A 16811-nucleotide genomic window follows, 5' to 3' on the forward strand; every position below is an offset into this window, starting at 1 on the left:
GGGGAAGCGCGGGGGATGCTGTGACACAAGCGTGACAGTCCCCTGATCTTCGCGGTACCTCGGGGTGGTTGACGGGGGGCGTGCGGCGGGTCGTACGGTGGCGGCATGGCTCCCCTCCCGCGCCCCGCGCAGACGCCCGACGACAGCCCCGACGCCTATGTCGGCATGGACGCCGACGCCGCGGAGCAGCGGGCCGCCGGCCGGGGTTGGCGCCCCGTCCGCCGCCTCCCGCCCGATGCGATCATCACCATGGAGCACATGCCGGGACGGCTCAATCTCGCCGTGAGCGACGGCGTGGTCGTCCGCTGCTGGCAGGGTTGAGCCCGCCCCCGGCGGCCCTCAGCGGCTGCTGACGGGCCGGATCGGCCGGTCGGGGCGGCCGCCGGTGTGCGCCCGCCCGCCCGGCTGTCGCACGCGGACGTTCGCCGCCATCGCGTGCGCCGCCGTCCCTGGCCGCGCGGTGGCGACGGCGGGCTCGCCGTGGGGGTAGGGCTCCTCGCCCTGGCGCAGCGCGGGCACCGGGTGCGGGCCGCCGGCGAGCGCGGGCGCCGACTCGTGCGGCGCGGGCACGCCGAGCAGCCGGTCCCTCAGCAGGAACACCTGCCGCTCCACCGCGGCGATCACCGGCTCGCACCAGGGCAGCGCCAGCAGGACGAGGAGACCGGCGGCCCAGCCGAGCAGCACGTCGCTCACCCAGTGGGTGCCGAGGTAGACGGTGGTGGTGCCGACGCCGAGCGCGAAGACCGCGGCGATGACCGACAGGGTGCGTCTCGCCCGCGGTGTGGTGGCCAGATAGGCCAGGATCCCCCAGGTCACAACGGCGTTGGCGGTGTGGCCCGAAGGGAATATATCGCCGGTCAGGAACATCTCGTTCGACCCGATGACGTTGGCGTAGTGCGGGCCCTCGCGGCCCATGCCCAGCTTGGCGGCGCCCACCGTCACGTTGAGCAGGAGGAGGGCGCTCGCCATCACGAGCAGGGGGCGCAGGGTCCGCTGGCGCCAGCAGCGCCAGCTGAGCCACGCGGCGATCAGCACCGCCGTCGGGCCGCGCTGGCCGAGGACGACGAAATAGTCCAGAAACGCGTGCAACTCGGGCCACTGCTTATACGGGCGGAACAGCATCAGCTGCCAGTCGAGACGGACGAGCCACGACGTGCTCAGCACCGCCGCCACGATGGCCGCATAGAACCCGAGGGTGGCCCACAGGAGAGCCATGCGGGTGCGGCTCATTACAGGAGGCGGCACGTTCGGCGGCTGCTGCTCCTGTTCGAGGCGGGCTAGGAAGCGGTCGGTTCGCACACTCGCAAGATTACAGCCCGTGATAGCGAGCTTCCTGCCGTGGCCCGCCTTCGTAATGGCGATGTGATGTTGGGCAAATATTTTCCGCCATCATATTTCCCGGCTTTAGGAATTCCCCGGACTCCTCATATGTCGGCCGGGCGGTCACGTCACGGTCCCACCGTCCGCGTCGCCGTGGCAAATCCGTAGGTGAACGACGTGCGGCGCTCGTGTGGGGCGCCGACGGGCCTCGGGGGTCACCGGGCCGGGCGGGGCGGCACGTGGGCTGCCGTAGTCTGTGTGCCCATCTGCCCCGACACCACGCCCGGTGACCGCCACCGCCGGGATTCCCCCGTGGTGGCGACGACGAGGAACGGCGCGACACAGGAGGTGCGTTGATGTCCGGGCCGCCCCACCCCGGAACCCCCACCGCCGACCGAAGCCGCTGGACGGTGCTCGCCGTGCTCTGCGCGAGCCTGCTGCTGGTCGCCGTCGACGCCACCGTTCTGCACGTGGCCGTGCCCGCCGTGAGCGAGGAGTTGCGGCCCTCGGGCGTCGAGCTCCTCTGGATCGTCGACAGCTACCCCCTGGTGTGCGCCGCCCTGTTGATCCTCTTCGGCACGCTCGGCGACCGCGTCGGGCGCCGCAGGGTCCTGCTGCTCGGCTACGCCTGCTTCGGCGTGGCCTCCGCGCTCGCCGCGTATGCCCCGGGGCCCGAGATCCTCGTCCTGGCACGGGCGTTGCAGGGCGTGGGCGGGGCCATGATCATGCCGGCCACGCTCTCGATCCTGCGGCATGTCTTCCCCGACCGGCGCGAACGGGCCCTGGCCATCGGCATCTGGAGCGCGGTCGCCGCCGTCGGCGCGGCGATGGGCCCGCTGGTGGGCGGGGTGCTGCTCGAACACTTCTGGTGGGGCTCGGTCTTCCTCGTCAACATCCCGCTGATGGCGGTCTGCCTGCCGGTCGGCGCCGCGCTGCTGCCCGAGTCCACGGGGGACCGCTCGGGCCCCTGGGACGTGGCGGGCGCCCTGCTGGCCGCCGTGGGCCTCTTCTCGGCGATCCTGGCGGTGAAACGGTCGGGTGGCGGCGACATGTTCACGCCGGGGACGGCGTTCGCGGCCGGTCTCGGGGTGGCGCTGCTCGCGCTGTTCGTGCGCAGGCAGCGGACGCGGCCCGATTCGCTGATCGACCTGTCGGCGTTCGCCAGGCCCGCGTTCGGGACGTCGGTGGGGTGCATCGTGCTGACGGTGCTCGCGCTGGTGGGCCTGGCGCTCGTCGCGGCGCAGTATCTGCAACTGGTGCTCGGGCTCTCCCCGTTGGAGACCGGGCTGCGGCTGCTTCCGCTGAGCGTGGCCGCGATAGCGGCGGGCCTCGCGGGGAGTTGGCTGCTGCACCGGCTCGGCCCTCGCGTGATGGTCGCCACGGGCTTCGGGCTGACGGCCGTGGCGGTGCTGCTGCTGACGCCCCTGGGCGCGACGGACCGGCCCGTGCTGATGGCGCTCGGCTTCGTGCTGCTCGGCTTCGGTCTCGAGACCACGCTGTTCGCGTCGTACGAGTCGATGCTGGGCGACGTCCCGGTGGCGGAGGCCGGGGGAGCGGCGGCGATCGGGGAGACGGCGTACCAGTTCGGCGGGGGCATCGGGATCGCGCTGCTGGGGAGCGTGATGAACGCGGTGTACGCCTCGGGCATGCGCGACGTCGCCGGGGTCGAGCGGGCCGACGCCGAGGAGGCGGGGCGCTCGCTCGGGGGCGCGCACACGGTCGCGGCCCGGCTCGGCGGGGAGCGGGGGGAGGCGCTCCAGGAGGCGGCGCGTGAGGCGTTCGTCCGGGGGATGCATGTGACGCTGCTGGTCAGCGCGTTGATGCTGGTGGTCGGCGCGGTGGCGGCGCTTCGGCTGCCGCGCGCGCTGGTCCGGTGCACCGCGCGCCCCGCGGAGGAGGGGCGAACGCTCTTGCCCAGCCCGGTTACCCATCGGTAACATTGCGTCATGGCATCCGACACGCCCCCGCGCCGGCCGTCAAGGCCGCCCTTCGACCCCGCCGACCCGCTCGGCCTCGACGAGCTGCTCGACGAGGCGGACCTGGACATACGGCGCACCGTGCGTGAGTGGGCCGCGAAGCGGGTGGCCCCGCACGTCGCGGAGTGGTTCGAGCGCGGCGAGGTGCCCGAGGTGCGCGAGCTGGCCAGGGAGTTGGGCTCCCTGGGCGCGCTCGGCATGACGCTCGACGGCCATGGCTGCGCGGGCGCGTCGGCCGTGCAGTACGGGCTGGTGTGCCTGGAGCTCGAGGCGGTGGACTCCGGGATCCGCTCCCTGGTCTCGGTGCAGGGCTCCCTGGCGATGTACGCGATCCACCGCTTCGGCTCCGAGGAGCAGAAGCGGCGCTGGCTGCCGGTGATGGCCGCGGGCGAGGCCATCGGCTGCTTCGGGCTGACCGAGCCCGACCACGGCTCCGACCCGGCGGGGATGCGCACGGGCGCGGTACGGGACGGCGGCGACTGGGTGTTGACCGGGCGGAAGATGTGGATCACCAACGGCTCGGTGGCCGACGTGGCGGTGATATGGGCCCGCACCGACGACGGCATCCAGGGCTTCCTCGTCCCCGCGGACAGCCCGGGGTTCACGGCGATCCCGGTCGCGCACAAGGGGTCGCTGCGCGCCTCGGTCACGAGCGAGTTGGTGCTCGACGGGGTGCGGCTGCCCGCCGACGCCGCGCTGCCGGGCGGCACCGGGCTGCGCGCGCCGCTGGCCTGCCTGAGCTATGCGCGTTACGGCATCGTGTGGGGCGCGATGGGCGCGGCCCGCAGCTGCTTCGACGCCGCTCTGGAGTACGCCGGGACCCGCGAGCAGTTCGGCAGGCCGATCGCGGGCTTCCAGCTGACCCAGGCGAAGCTCGCCGACATGGCGGTCGAGCTGCACAAGGGGCTGCTGCTCGCCTGGCACCTGGGGCGGCGGCTCGACGCCGGGCGGCTGCGGCCCGAGCAGGTCAGCCTCGGCAAGCTGAACAACGTGAGGGAGGCGCTGGAGATCTGCCGCACGGCCCGCACGATCCTCGGGGCGAACGGGATCTCGTTCGCGTACCCGGTGATGCGGCACATGGCGAACCTGGAGTCGGTGCTCACCTACGAGGGCACGAGCGAGATGCATCAGCTGGTGCTGGGGAAGGCGCTCACCGGCCTCGACGCGTTCCGCGGCTGATGACCGGAGACGGCGTCGGCCGCCCCTGGTCCGCGCGGCCTTCGGGCATCGCGAATAATCAGGGGCGTGACCGACCTCGCCGGACCGGACGTGCCCTCCCGAGCCCAGGGACCGGGGGGCCGGCTCGGGCTCCCGGTGCTGGTGGCGTTCACCCGGAGAGCCGGGCCCGCGCTGCTCGGGTTCGCGGCGATCCGGCTGCTCGGGGTCGTCGTCCTCGCGCTGTGGGACGGTGACGAGCGGAAGGACGCGCTCCATCTGCTCTCCGGGCGCTGGGATTCCGTGTGGTACGCCAGCATCGCCGAGCACGGCTATGGCCGCACGGTGGTGGCCGAGGACGGCGGGGTCCACTCGGACCTGGCGTTCTTCCCGCTGCTGCCCTGGCTGGAGCGGGCGGTCTCCGCGGTCTCGCCGCTCTCGGCGGGCGAGGCGGGCCTGGTGGTCAGCGCGGTCGCCTCGTTGGCCGCGGCGGCGGGCCTGTTCGCCCTCGGGGAGCTGCTGCACGGCCGCAGGGCCGGGACACTGCTCGCGCTGCTGTGGGCGGCGGTGCCGGTCGGGATCGTGCAGTCGATGGCGTACACCGAGTCGCTGTTCACGGCGCTCGCCGCCTGGGCGCTGTACGCGCTGCTGACGGGCCGGTGGGTGGCGGCGGGCGTGCTGTCGGCGGCCTCGGGTCTCAGCCGCCCGGCCGGGCTCGCGGTGGCGGCGGCCATCGCGGCGGCGGCGGTGGTGGACCGGCTCGGCGACCCGGAGCGGCGCCGGATACCGTTGGGGCCGCTGTGGGCGGTGGTGCTCGCGCCGTCCGGCTGGGCCGCTTATGTGCTGTGGGTGGGGGCGAGATCCGGCCAGCCGCTCGGCTATCTCGACGTGCAGGGGGGCTGGGGGAACGGCTTCGACGGGGGTCTTGGGTTCGCCCGGTTCATCGCCGAGAAGTTCACGGACGGTGCACCCCTGGCGGGGGTCGGGCTGTGCGCGGGGGTGGCGTTGCTCGCCTGGGTCTGCCTGCTGCTCGTGCGGCTGCGCCCGCCGCTGCCCCTGCTCGTCTACACGGCCGTGCTGGTGCTGCTCGCGGTCTGTGCCGCCGGGTACTTCGGGTCGAAGCCCCGGCTGCTGCTTCCGGCGTTCCCCCTGTTGCTGCCCGCCGCGGTGGCGTTGGCCGGGGCGCGTCGGCCCGCCGCCGCGGTCACGGTGGGCGTGGCGGCGGTCGGCGCCTCGGTGTACGGCGCCCTGTGGCTGACCGGCTCGGGGCCTCCCTGACGGGAAGGGCGGGCCCCGGGCCCGGTCAGCTCTGGTTGTAGAAGCCGCCCTCTGAGGAATGGCGGTCGCCGGTCACCACCTGGTAGTCGGCGGGGGTCAGCAGGAAGACCCGGGTGGCCACGCGCTCGATGTCGCCGCGCAGCCCGAAGATGAGGCCCGCGGCGAAGTCCACCACGCGCTTGGCGTCGGCGCCCTCGAGCGCCGTGAGGTTGATGACGACCGGGATGCCGTCACGGAACAGCTCGCCGATCCGGCGGGCGTCCTTGAAGCTTCCCGGGGTGACCGTGGCGATCCGTCCGCCCTGCTCGTCGGCGGACTCGGTGGCCAGCCGCAGCCGGGGGTCGGTGGTCCACGCCGCGGCGCCTTCACCGGGCTCGGGACCCTCGGCGTACTCATCGTCGTAGTCACGCATGTCGCGGTCGTCGACGAGGCCCAGCCAGGCACTCGCCCTCCGTACCGATCCCATGGACGCCTCCTCTCTGCTCACGCGGTCCATACCCCGTTCGCGCCTCTATGGTCGACCATGACGCCGACAATGCGCCAAGTGGATAGCCGCTCTTACCGGGTTTCGTAACGGTTCTGGTGCATACGATGTGCCCTTCCATCAGGGGCGTTGTGGTATCCGGGCGCTGACGGAGAGTAAGTTGCGCACGCCCCGCCATCCGGGTGACACGCCCCGTGGCGCGCAGTGGCCGAAAGGTGTTCTTGGCAACGGGCCTGACGGAGGACAGGATTCCGGGCAGCGCTTGTCAGGGGCATGCCGACAACGGGTGCCTCGGGCCACGCCTCACGGGTCCGCTACCCAACGGACCCCGTTCCTTATGGAGGAAAGAAGAGTGAGTATGAAGCGCACCAACCCCCACAGACGCTTCTCCCGACGCCTCGGGCTGACCGCCGCCGCCTCAGGTCTTGTGGCCATCGCGGCGTTCGTCCTGCCGACCTCCGCCCAGGCGGAGCCCGTCCAGACGTTCAGCACGGCCCAGCTGTCGACCGTGAGCGACGCGGTGCTCACGGCGGACATCGGCGGTACCGCGTGGGGTATCGACAAGGCGACCAACAGCGTCGTCGTGTCGGTCGACGAGACCGTGACGGAGGCCGAGATCGCGCAGATCGAGGCGAGCGCCGCCGGCCTGGCCGACGCGCTGACGATCGAGCGGCTCGACGGCACGTTGCAGCGGTTCCTCGCGGGCGGCGACGCCATCTACGCCGACGCGGGCTGGCGCTGTTCCGCCGGGTTCAATGTGACGAACGGCAGCAGCGACTTCTTCATCACCGCGGGCCACTGCACCGATGGCTTCCCCGACTGGTACACCAACTCGTCGCTGAGCACGTACATCGGCCCGACGACCGGCTCCAGCTTCCCCGGGAACGACTACGGGATCGTGCGTTACGACAGCTCGGTCTCCCGCCCTGGCGTGGTGAACCTCTACAACGGCTCCACGCGTGACATCACCAGCTTCGCCAACGCGACCGTCGGCCAGTCCGTGCAGCGCAGCGGCAGCACGACCGGTCTGCGCAGCGGCACCGTGCAGGCCCTCAACCAGACGGTCAACTACGGCGGCGGCGACATCGTCTCCGGCCTGACCAGGACCAACGCCTGCGCCGAGCCCGGCGACAGCGGTGGCCCGTTCTTCTCGGGCAGCGTCGGCCTCGGCCTGACCTCCGGCGGCAGCGGCAACTGCTCGTTCGGTGGCACGACGTTCTACCAGCCCATCGTCGAGGCGGCGAACGCCTACGGCGTGCGCGTGCTCTGACGCGCCCCCGGGGTGCCTCCATCCCTGGCGCCCCATCAGTTCCATCCGCCCCCACCCGTCACCGCGGGTGGGGGCTTTTGCCTGGGCGGTCCCCGGGCGAAGGGCGTTTTCGGTCAGGTACGGACCTGAGCGCCTCCGGGCCCGGACGCCTCAAGACGTGAACTCGCCCGGCGCGGGGATCGCCGCCCTGTGGACTCCCGGCAGGAAAACCCGAAGTCTTCTGGATGGTTTACGCGCATAACCCCAACTTGTGTGTTCGTATGTCTGGGGCAAGAACTCGGTCTTGCGCGAACCCGGGTGGGCTGGGAATACTCGCCTGCACCGCTTGGCATGGACGCGGCCGGTCCCCAACTGGCTCATCTCCATGCTCTCTCCGGAGCCACAGGGCTCCAACCCCCACAGGAGGAAACGAGCGTGACACACCGACGTACCTCATATCGGCGCCTCGCGGCCGCAGCCACCGGAGTCGCCGCCCTGCTCGCAGGCACGTTCGCCGTCTCGCAGGCGAACGCCGCCCCCACCCCCACACCCGATGTCCTCACCTCGGTCCAGGCCGGGGAGCTGGCGACCACCCTGACCGACACGCTGGGCGCCGAGGGCGCGGGCACGTACTTCGACGACGCCACGGGCACCCTCGTGGTCAACGTCGTGGACGAGTCCGCGGTCTCCGTCGTCCAGGAGGCGGGCGCCGAGGCGAGGCTCGTGGAGCGGAGCCTGGCCGAGCTGAACGAAGTCAAGGCGCAGGTCGAGGAGTTCGCCGTCCCCGGCACCTCGTGGACGGCCGACCCACTGACCAACACCGTCAAGGTGACGGTCGACAGCACGGTCACCGGCGGCGAGCTCGCCGAGGTCCGTGACGCGGTCGAGGCGCTGGGCAGCGCGGCGACCTTCGAGCAGCGCGCCGGCGCGTACGAGCCGTACATCGCCGGCGGCGACGCGATCTACTCGTCGGGCGCCCGCTGCTCGCTCGGCTTCAACGTCTCGGTCGGGGGCGCCCCGGCGTTCCTGACCGCGGGTCACTGTGGCTCGGTCGGCAGCACGTGGTCGGACTCGTCCGGCGGCGGCGCGATCGGCACGTTGACCGCGGGCGAGTTCCCGGGCGGCGACTACGCGCTGGTGGAGTACACCGCCAGCGTCGACAACCCCAGCGTGGTCAACCGTTACGACGGCACGACCACGGCCATCTCCGGCGCGGGCGAGGCGACGGTCGGCCAGCAGGTCGAGCGCAGCGGCAGCACCACCGGGCTGCACGGCGGCGAGGTCACCGGCACCGACGTCAGCGTCAGCTACCCGCAGGGCACCGTGCACGGCACGATCGAGACGACCGTGTGCGCCGAGCCCGGCGACAGCGGCGGCTCGCTCTTCGCGGGCAGCACCGCCCTCGGCATCACCTCGGGCGGCAGCGGCAACTGCTCCTTCGGCGGCGTGACGTTCTTCTACCCGGTCGTGGACGCCCTGGCGGCCACGGGCGCGTCGCTCCCCTGACGATGACGTCAGGGCGGCGGCCCGGGTAGCGCCTGAAGCGCTCGGGGAAGCACCGCACCACGCGTGAAGCGGGGGCGGGACGGCGATCGCCGTCCCGCCCCCGTCGCGTCGCCCCCGTCGCGCCCTGTCACTCGGCGCGCGCCGTCACTCGGCGGCGATCAGCTCGGCGATCTGCACGGTGTTGAGGGCCGCGCCCTTGCGGAGGTTGTCGTTGGAGACGAACAGGGCCAGACCGTGCTCCGCCGTCTCGTCGCGGCGGACGCGGCCGACATAGCTGTCGTCACGGCCCGCGGCCTCGAGCGGGGTGGGGATGTCGGAGAGCCGCACGCCCTCGGCGTCCGCGAGCAGCTCCCTGGCCCGCTCGGGGGTCAGCTCGCGCTCGAAGCGGGCGTTGATCTGGAGTGAGTGCCCGGTGAAGACGGGGACCCTGACGCAGGTGCCGGAGACGGCGAGCCCGGGGATCTCCAGGATCTTGCGGCTCTCGTTCCGCAGCTTCTGCTCCTCGTCGGTCTCGTCCGAGCCGTCGTCCTGGAGCGATCCCGCGAGCGGGAGGACGTTGAACGCGATGGGTCCGGCGTAGACCTCGGGCGCCGGGAGGTCCACGGCCGTGCCGTCGAACGCCAGCCGCGCGACGTCCTGCCGCACCGCCGCCCTGGCCTGCCGGTCGAGCTCGGCGACGCCGGCCAGGCCGCTGCCCGAGACCGCCTGGTACGTCGCGACCACCAGGGCCTCGAGACCGGCCTCGGCGTGCAGCGGGCGGAGCACGGGCATGGCGGCCATGGTGGTGCAGTTGGGGTTGGCGATGATGCCCTTGGGGCGCTGGGCCACGGCATGGGGGTTGACCTCGGAGACCACGAGCGGGACCTCGGGGTCCATGCGCCACGCCGATGAGTTGTCGATCACGACGGCCCCGGCCGCGGCCACCTTCTCGGCCAGCGCGCGTGAGGTGCCCTTGCCCGCCGAGAACAGCACGACGTCAAGGCCCGCGTAGTCGGCCGTGGCCGCGTCCTCGACCGTGACGACGCCGTCCTGCCACGGCAGCGTGCTGCCCGCCGACCTGGCCGAGGCGAACAGACGCAGCTGGTCGACCGGGAACTTCCGCTCGGCCAGCACCTGCCGCATCACGCCACCGACCTGCCCGGTGGCCCCGACGATCCCGATCTTCATGAGGCTCCTCACGTCCGCTGCGTCCCTGACGTCGCTGCTCCTACCCTGCACCGTCCGGCCCAACGACGGCCAATTCTTTGACGCCGGTCACACTCGGTGAGCCGTCGGGCGTTGATACTTCTGAATGAAAGTAACGCCGCCGTAACGCGTGCGAACTAGCGTCAGCACCGGCGGCTTCGCAACGGAGACGGTGAGGTGGGAACGCGTGCAACTGACCCCGCGCGAGCAGGAGCGACTGCTGATCCATGTGGCGGCCGACGTGGCCACCCGACGGCGCGCCCGCGGGCTGAGGCTCAACCACCCCGAGGCGGTGGCCGTCATCACCGCCCATGTCCTCGAGGGCGCCCGCGACGGGCGCACCGTCGCCGAGCTGATGGACTCGGGCCGCCGCGTCCTGGCCCGCGCCGACGTGATGGAGGGGGTCCCCGAGATGATCCCTGACGTCCAGGTCGAGGCGACCTTTCCCGACGGCACCAAGCTGGTCACCGTCCACGAGCCGATCGCCTGAGGGGGCAGCGCCCGTGATTCCCGGAGAGATCCTGTTCGCCGCCGACCCCGTGCCGCTCAACGAGGGCGCGCCCGTGGTGAGGCTGACCGTGGTCAACACCGCCGACCGCCCCGTGCAGGTCGGCTCGCACTACCACTTCGCCGAGGCCAATCCGGGCCTCGACTTCGACCGCGCGGCGGCGCACGGCAGGCGGCTCGCCGTCCCGGCGGGCACGGCCGTGCGCTTCGAGCCCGGGGTGCCGGTCGAGGTCGGCCTCGTGCCCTTGGCTGGGCGCCGGGTCGTCCCAGGGCTGCGCGGGGAGACGGGGGGAGCGCTCGATGACTGAGCGGACGGGACACGAGAGCGGGCGCGGCGTGGCGGAAGGGGGCGGCGCGCGGCTCAGCCGGGCGCGTTACGCCGACCTCTACGGGCCCACCACGGGCGACCGGGTGCGGCTCGGCGACACGGACCTGCTGATCGAGATCGAGCGGGACCTCGCGGGCGGCCCCGGGCTCGCCGGGAACGAGGCGGTGTTCGGCGGCGGCAAGGTGATCCGCGAGTCGATGGGCCAGTCCGTCGCCACGCGCGCCGACGGCGCGCCCGACACCGTCATCACCGGGGCCGTCGTGCTCGACCACACCGGGGTGGTCAAGGCCGACGTCGGCATCCGCGACGGGCGGATCACGGCGTTGGGCAAGGCGGGGAACCCCGACACGATGGACGGCGTCCACCCCGACCTGGTGATCGGGCCCGAGACCGAGATCATCGCGGGGAACGGCCGGATCCTCACCGCGGGCGGCGTCGACGCCCATGTGCACTTCATCACCCCAGGCATCGTCGACGAGGCGCTGGCCAGCGGGATCACCACGCTCGTCGGCGGCGGAACGGGCCCGGCCGAGGGCACCAAGGCCACCACGGTCTCGCCGGGGCCCTGGCACCTGGCGCGGATGCTCGAGGCGCTCGACGGCAGCCCGGTCAACATCGGCCTGCTCGGCAAGGGCAACACCGTCTCCCGCGAGGCGCTGCTCAGCCAGCTGCGCGGCGGCGCCGTGGGCCTGAAGCTCCACGAGGACTGGGGCTCGACCCCGGCCGCGATCGACGCGTGCCTGACGGTGTGCGACGAGACCGGCGCGCAGGTGGCGATCCACACGGACACGCTCAACGAGGCGGGCTTCGTCGCCGACACCCTGGCCGCCATCGGGGGCCGGACGATCCACGCATACCACACCGAGGGCGCGGGCGGCGGGCACGCGCCCGACATCATCACCGTGGTCTCCGAGCCGCACATCCTGCCGAGCTCGACCAATCCCACCAGGCCGCACACCGTCAACACCGTCGAGGAGCACCTCGACATGCTGATGGTGTGCCACCACCTCAACCCGGCCGTTCCCGAGGACCTGGCGTTCGCCGAGTCCCGCATCAGGCCGTCGACGATCGCCGCCGAGGACGTGCTGCACGACCTGGGCGCCATCTCGATCATCTCGTCCGACTCGCAGGCCATGGGCCGCGTGGGCGAGGTCATCATCCGCACCTGGCAGACGGCGCACGTGATGAAGCGGCGCAGGGGCGCGCTGCCAGGCGACGGGGCGGCGGACAACGTCAGGGCCCGTCGTTATGTCGCCAAATACACGATCAACCCCGCGCTCGCCCAGGGCATGGCGGGCGAGATCGGCTCGGTCGAGCCGGGGAAGCTGGCCGACCTGGTGCTGTGGCAGCCCGCGTTCTTCGGGGTGAAGCCGCTGCTCGTACTCAAGGGCGGGCACATCGCCTACGCGCAGATGGGCGACGCCAACGCCTCCATCCCGACGCCGCAGCCGGTGATGCCGCGGCCGATGTTCGGGGCGATCGGGCGGGCCCCGGCCGCGAACTCTGTCAACTTCGTCGCGCCGCTCGCCCTCGACGACGGGCTGCCGGAGCGGCTGGGTTTGGGGAAACGGTTCGCGGCGATCGCGTCCACGCGCGGCGTGACCAAGGCGGACATGCGGCTCAACGACGCGTGCCCCCGGGTCACCGTGGACCCCGACAGCTTCACCGTGACCGTCGACGGCGAGCCGATCGTGCCCGAGCCCGCCGCCGAACTTCCCCTGGCCCAGCGCTACTTCCTCTTCTGAGGGGCGTGTGCTCCATGGGTCTTCGATGACTGCCGCGGCGCTGCTGCTCCTCGCGGACGGCCGGTTCCCCGCGGGCGCGCACGCCCACTCCGGGGGCGCGGAGGAGGCGGTGCGCGCCGGGCGCATCACGGGCCCCGAGACGCTCGCGGCGTTCTGCCGGGGGCGGCTGCACACCGCCGGGCTCACCGCGGCCGCGCTCGCCGCGGCGGCGTGCGCCGGGGCGGTGCCCCCCGGCGCGCTGGACGCCGCCGCCGATGCCCGCACGCCCTCGCCCGCCCTGCGCGCCACCGCGCGCCGGCTCGGCAGGCAGCTGCTGCGCGCCGCCCGCGCCACGTGGCCCGCCCCCGAGCTCGACGCCGTGGCGCGTGACCACCCAGGGGGCCTGCACCAGCCCGTCGTGCTCGGGCTCGCCGCGCGCGCCGCCGGGCTCGCGCCGCGCGACGCCGCGCTGGCCGCCGCCTACGAGTCGGTCGGCGGCCCCACCACCGCGACCGTTCGGCTGCTCGGGCTCGACCCGTTCGACGCCACCGCCGTCACCGCGCGGCTCGCCGGTGACCTCGACCGCGTCGCCGACCTGGCCACGGCGGCGGCCGATGACGCCGCCGCGCGCGGCACCGACGCCCTGCCCGCCGCCTCGGCGCCCCTCCTCGACATCGCAGCCGAGGCGCACGCGGCCAGGCCCGTGCGCCTGTTCGCCTCCTGAAGGGACCCCGCCATGCACCTGGACCACCGCGAGACCTACCCCCCGCGCCACACGAGCCGACTGCGCGACGACGGCACGCGCCGCGCCCTGCGCGTCGGCCTCGGCGGGCCCGTCGGCTCGGGCAAGACCGCGACGGTCGCCGCGCTGTGCGCCACCCTGCGCGACCGGCTGTCGATCGCCGTGGTCACCAACGACATCTACACGCGCGAGGACGCGGAGTTCCTGCTGCGCAACGCCGTGCTGCCCGCCGAGCGCATCACCGCGGTGGAGACCGGGGCCTGCCCGCACACCGCGATCAGGGACGACATCTCCGCCAACCTGGAGGCGGTCGAGGAGCTCGAACGCACCACGGGGCCGCTCGACCTGATCCTGGTCGAGTCGGGCGGCGACAACCTCACGGCCACCTTCTCCTCTGGCCTGGTCGACGCGCAGATCTTCGTCATCGACGTGGCCGCGGGCGACGACATCCCCCGCAAGGGCGGCCCCGGCATCACCGCCGCCGACCTGCTGGTGGTCAACAAGACCGACCTCGCCCCGCACGTCGGCTCCGACCTGGAGGCCATGGCCCGCGACGCCAAGGCCCAACGCGGCGACCTGCCCGTGGCGTTCACCTCGCTCCGCGCGCCGGACGGCGTGCGCCCCGTGGCCGACTGGGTGGGCGAACGCCTCGCCGCCTGGCGCGCCGTCGCGTGAACGGGGGCTTCGCGTGAACGGGGGCGCGCGGGTCAGTGCGCACGCCCGCGTGACGGCGGCCCCCGGGGGCGCGTTGCCGGTGCTGCGCGGGGAGGGCGCGCTGGCGTTGCGCCGCACGCGGGGCGAGCCGGGGCGCGCGCAGGTGACCGTCGTCGGCGCCATGAGCGTTCCGCTGACCGGGGACTCCCTGCGGCTGACCGCCGTGGTGGAGCCGGGCGCCGCGCTGTCCGTCACCTCGGCCGCCGCCACGCTCGCCCTCCCCGGGCAGGGCGCGCGGGAGCCCGCCACCTATGACACGGAGCTGACCGTCGGCGAGGGTGGCGAGCTGCGCTGGCTGCCCGAGCCCGTGATCTCCGTGCGCGGCAGCGCCCTGCGCATGACCACCCGGGTCACCCTGGCCGCCACCGCCCGGCTGGTGCTGCGCGAGCAGCAGGTGCTCGGCCGCGCCGGGGAGGAGCCTGGCTCCCTGACCACGCGCCTGGTGGTCGCGCACGGGGGGCGCGCGTTGCTCGACCAGGAGCTGGCCTGTGGTCCTGGCGCCCCCGGCTGGGACGGCGGCGCGGTCATCGGCGGCCACCGGGCGGTGGGTCAGCTGCTCGTGGTGGACCCGGCGCTGGCCGAGAAGCCCGCCGAGCCGCTGGCGTTGGGCGCGACGGCGGTGCTCACGCCGCTGGTGGGACCGGCCGCGCTGGTCACCGCGGTGGCGCCCGACGCGTTGGCGCTGCGTGGCCTGCTCGACCGGGGCGCCGCGGCGCTCGGCGTCGTCTGACGCGCGTTCATGTGACGCGTCATCCGACCCGGCGGCGGTAGGCGCCGGGCGGCACGCCGTAGCGCTCCCTGAAGACGCGGCTGAAGTGGAACGCGCTGGCGAACCCCGAGGCCGCGGCGACCCGCGCGACCGGCAGGTCCGTGGCCTCCAGCAGCCGGGCGGCGTGCCGCAGCCTGGCGTCGCGCAGCGCCCGCATCGGGGTGTGGCCGAGCTGTTCGGAGAACAGGTGCGCCAGCCGCGACGCCGAGAGCGACACCTGCGCGGCCAGCGACTCCACAGTGTGCGGGGCGCCCGGGTCGGCCGCGATCAGCGCCTCGGCCCGGCGCACGCGCGGGTCCGCGCCCGCGCTCGCGCCCCTGCCGCCCGCCGTGGTGGACACGGCGAGCAGCACCGCCTCCTCGAGGCCGCCGAGCGCGAGCTCCCTGGCCGCGGCCGTGTGCGCCACCGCGACCCGGCCTGGCTCGGGCGAAGGGTCCGGCGCGGGTGGCGCGCCGTCCCCCGACCACCGCGCGTCGGCGTGCACGCGGGCGAACGCCGCGGCGATGCGCGCGCGCACCGCATCGGGCACGGGGGTCACGGCGTACAGGCGCCCGCCGTCCAGGTGCGGCCGCAGCCACGCGCCCCACGCGGTCCTGGCCTGGCAGTGCGCCCACCAGAACGCCCAGCGCTCCGCGCCGTCGGCCACCCCGTACCGGTGCGGCACGCCAGGCCCGAGCGCCACCAGGTCGCCTGGCCCCGCGACGACCTCGGCGTCGCCCTGGCGCAGCAGGCCGCTGCCCGCCGCGGTCCAGGTGAACAGCCAGCTGTCCGCGCCGCGCGGGCGGCGCACGGCGTAGCCGGGGCGTTCGTCGAAGTACGCCACGGTGACAAGGCCGGGGGGCGGGGCAGCAGCCTCGGAGAGGTCATCAGCGTTCATGGATATCCCACGTGAGATGCGGCGGGCCTAGCGTCGGCGGGAGACGGCGCAGGAAGGGGCGTTCTCGATGACGACCGACACGGCCATCGACGACAGTGTGAGGCAATTCCAGGACGAGGGCTTCCTGGTGGCGCGCGGCCTGTTCTCCCCGGCGGAGATCGAGGAGCTGCGCGGGGAGTTCATGGCGATGCACGCGGCGGGGCCGATCCCCGGCCACTTCGAGCCGCGCGGCCGGGAGAGCGAAGGGCCCGCCGACCCGCTGCACAGCTATCCGCGGGTGATGCACCCGCACCGGATCAACGACGTGGCGCTGCGGTACCTGCTGGACGCGCGGCTGCGGCGGATCCTCGAGCGGCTGCTGGGGGAGGAGGTGCTGGCGGCGCAGAGCATGTTCTACTTCAAGCCGCCGGGGGCGCGGGGGCAGGCGCTGCACCAGGACAACTTCTATCTGCGCGTCGAGCCCGGTACATGCGTCGCCGCGTGGGTCGCGTGCGACGAGATCGACCGGGCGAACGGCGGGCTCGAGGTGGTGCCGGGGACGCACGCGATGGACCTGTTCTGCCCTGAGGAGGCGGATCCCGAGCTGTCGTTCGTGCGGGAGTACGTGCCGCCGCCGCCCGGGCTGGCGGCGGTGCCGGTCGACATGGCGCCGGGGGACGTGCTGTTCTTCAACGGCAGCCTGGTGCACGGCTCGCGGCCCAACGCGACGGCCGACCGCTTCCGCCGCTCGTTCATCGGCCACTACGTGGGGGCGTCGACGGAGCGGATCGGGCACTGGTACCGGTGTCTCTCGATGCGCGGGGACGCGGTGTCCCTGCCGGAGAGCGAGGGGGCGGGCCCGTGCGGCACGGAGTTCGAGACGGGTCCGCACTAGTACTACAGGGCTAGATCTTGATCATCTGGAGTCGTAGTCGTCTTCGGAAATGGTGCCGTCGTGCCTCTGCCTGATGCGCACGCCGCCAGATCGACCAGCGAAGTCCCTGGTCGATGGCGATGC

17 protein-coding genes are annotated in these 16811 nt (G+C 73.4%); 13 read left to right on the forward strand and 4 right to left on the reverse strand.

Annotated features, from left to right (window positions below; all coding sequences use genetic code 11):
• Positions 1–105 precede the first annotated feature (105 nt).
• Positions 106–321 carry a proteinase inhibitor I78 gene (locus D7318_RS29695; RefSeq protein WP_120700338.1) on the forward strand — a complete coding sequence of 72 codons (216 nt, stop codon included), beginning with the start codon at positions 106–108 and terminating at the stop codon, positions 319–321.
• A gap of 18 nt (positions 322–339) precedes the next feature.
• On the opposite strand, the gene D7318_RS29700 is transcribed toward D7318_RS29695, so the two are convergent.
• Positions 340–1215 (reverse strand): phosphatase PAP2 family protein, encoded by an 876-nt coding sequence (locus D7318_RS29700; RefSeq protein ID WP_408055556.1) that lies wholly within the window; start codon positions 1213–1215, stop codon positions 340–342.
• A 461-nt stretch (positions 1216–1676) separates the two neighbouring features.
• Between D7318_RS29700 and D7318_RS29705 the strand changes: the two genes are divergently transcribed.
• The 3 genes from D7318_RS29705 (at position 1677) to D7318_RS29715 (ending at position 5729) form a co-directional block, all read left to right on the forward strand.
• Entirely contained in the window at positions 1677–3257 is a 1581-nt protein-coding gene (locus D7318_RS29705) for an MFS transporter (protein ID WP_120700340.1), read from the forward strand.
• 9 nt (positions 3258–3266) lie between these two features.
• Entirely contained in the window at positions 3267–4475 is a 1209-nt protein-coding gene (locus tag D7318_RS29710) for an acyl-CoA dehydrogenase family protein (protein WP_120700341.1), read from the forward strand.
• Positions 4476–4541: 66 nt separating this feature from the next.
• On the forward strand, positions 4542–5729 hold the full coding sequence (locus tag D7318_RS29715; RefSeq protein WP_408055557.1) for a hypothetical protein: 1188 nt from the start codon (positions 4542–4544) through the stop codon (positions 5727–5729).
• A gap of 25 nt (positions 5730–5754) precedes the next feature.
• On the opposite strand, the gene D7318_RS29720 is transcribed toward D7318_RS29715, so the two are convergent.
• Entirely contained in the window at positions 5755–6195 is a 441-nt protein-coding gene (locus D7318_RS29720) for a cell division protein SepF (RefSeq protein WP_120700342.1), read from the reverse strand.
• Positions 6196–6565: 370 nt separating this feature from the next.
• Here D7318_RS29720 and D7318_RS29725 point away from each other — a divergent pair, with 370 nt between their 5' ends.
• Together D7318_RS29725 and D7318_RS29730 are read left to right on the forward strand one after the other, a co-directional pair.
• Positions 6566–7483 carry a S1 family peptidase gene (locus D7318_RS29725; protein WP_408055558.1) on the forward strand — a complete coding sequence of 306 codons (918 nt, stop codon included), beginning with the start codon at positions 6566–6568 and terminating at the stop codon, positions 7481–7483.
• A gap of 414 nt (positions 7484–7897) precedes the next feature.
• Positions 7898–8968: a S1 family peptidase gene (locus tag D7318_RS29730; protein WP_120700344.1), complete on the forward strand. Its 1071-nt coding sequence runs from the start codon at positions 7898–7900 to the stop codon at positions 8966–8968.
• A gap of 144 nt (positions 8969–9112) precedes the next feature.
• On the opposite strand, the gene D7318_RS29735 is transcribed toward D7318_RS29730, so the two are convergent.
• Entirely contained in the window at positions 9113–10135 is a 1023-nt protein-coding gene (locus tag D7318_RS29735) for an aspartate-semialdehyde dehydrogenase (protein WP_120700345.1), read from the reverse strand.
• A gap of 205 nt (positions 10136–10340) precedes the next feature.
• Here D7318_RS29735 and D7318_RS29740 point away from each other — a divergent pair, with 205 nt between their 5' ends.
• From D7318_RS29740 to D7318_RS29765, 6 genes are read left to right on the forward strand one after another with little or no spacing between them, the layout of a single operon-like run.
• Positions 10341–10643: an urease subunit gamma gene (locus D7318_RS29740; protein ID WP_181727661.1), complete on the forward strand. Its 303-nt coding sequence runs from the start codon at positions 10341–10343 to the stop codon at positions 10641–10643.
• Positions 10644–10656: 13 nt separating this feature from the next.
• Complete coding sequence (locus D7318_RS29745) at positions 10657–10968, forward strand: urease subunit beta (protein WP_120700347.1); 312 nt, start codon at positions 10657–10659, stop codon at positions 10966–10968.
• Positions 10961–12733: an urease subunit alpha gene (locus D7318_RS29750; RefSeq protein WP_120700348.1), complete on the forward strand. Its 1773-nt coding sequence runs from the start codon at positions 10961–10963 to the stop codon at positions 12731–12733. The genes D7318_RS29745 and D7318_RS29750 overlap by 8 nt, the downstream gene beginning before the upstream one ends.
• Before the next feature lie 25 nt (positions 12734–12758).
• Complete coding sequence (locus D7318_RS29755) at positions 12759–13436, forward strand: urease accessory protein UreF (RefSeq protein WP_120700349.1); 678 nt, start codon at positions 12759–12761, stop codon at positions 13434–13436.
• Between the two features lie 12 nt (positions 13437–13448).
• The gene (ureG, locus tag D7318_RS29760; protein WP_120700350.1) at positions 13449–14129 is read left to right on the forward strand and encodes an urease accessory protein UreG; all 681 of its coding nucleotides are present in this window, start codon (positions 13449–13451) and stop codon (positions 14127–14129) included.
• A 49-nt stretch (positions 14130–14178) separates the two neighbouring features.
• Entirely contained in the window at positions 14179–14898 is a 720-nt protein-coding gene (locus D7318_RS29765) for an urease accessory protein UreD (protein ID WP_329604655.1), read from the forward strand.
• A gap of 19 nt (positions 14899–14917) precedes the next feature.
• On the opposite strand, the gene D7318_RS29770 is transcribed toward D7318_RS29765, so the two are convergent.
• Positions 14918–15814: a helix-turn-helix domain-containing protein gene (locus D7318_RS29770; protein WP_120700352.1), complete on the reverse strand. Its 897-nt coding sequence runs from the start codon at positions 15812–15814 to the stop codon at positions 14918–14920.
• 67 nt (positions 15815–15881) lie between these two features.
• On the opposite strand from D7318_RS29770, the gene D7318_RS29775 reads away from it, so the two are divergent.
• Positions 15882–16688 (forward strand): phytanoyl-CoA dioxygenase family protein, encoded by an 807-nt coding sequence (locus D7318_RS29775; protein WP_120700353.1) that lies wholly within the window; start codon positions 15882–15884, stop codon positions 16686–16688.
• The last annotated feature ends 123 nt before the right edge of the window (positions 16689–16811 follow it).

Origin of the sequence: Streptomyces radicis (genome assembly GCF_003626575.1) — a bacterium.
Classification (GTDB): domain Bacteria; phylum Actinomycetota; class Actinomycetes; order Streptomycetales; family Streptomycetaceae; genus Streptomyces; species Streptomyces radicis.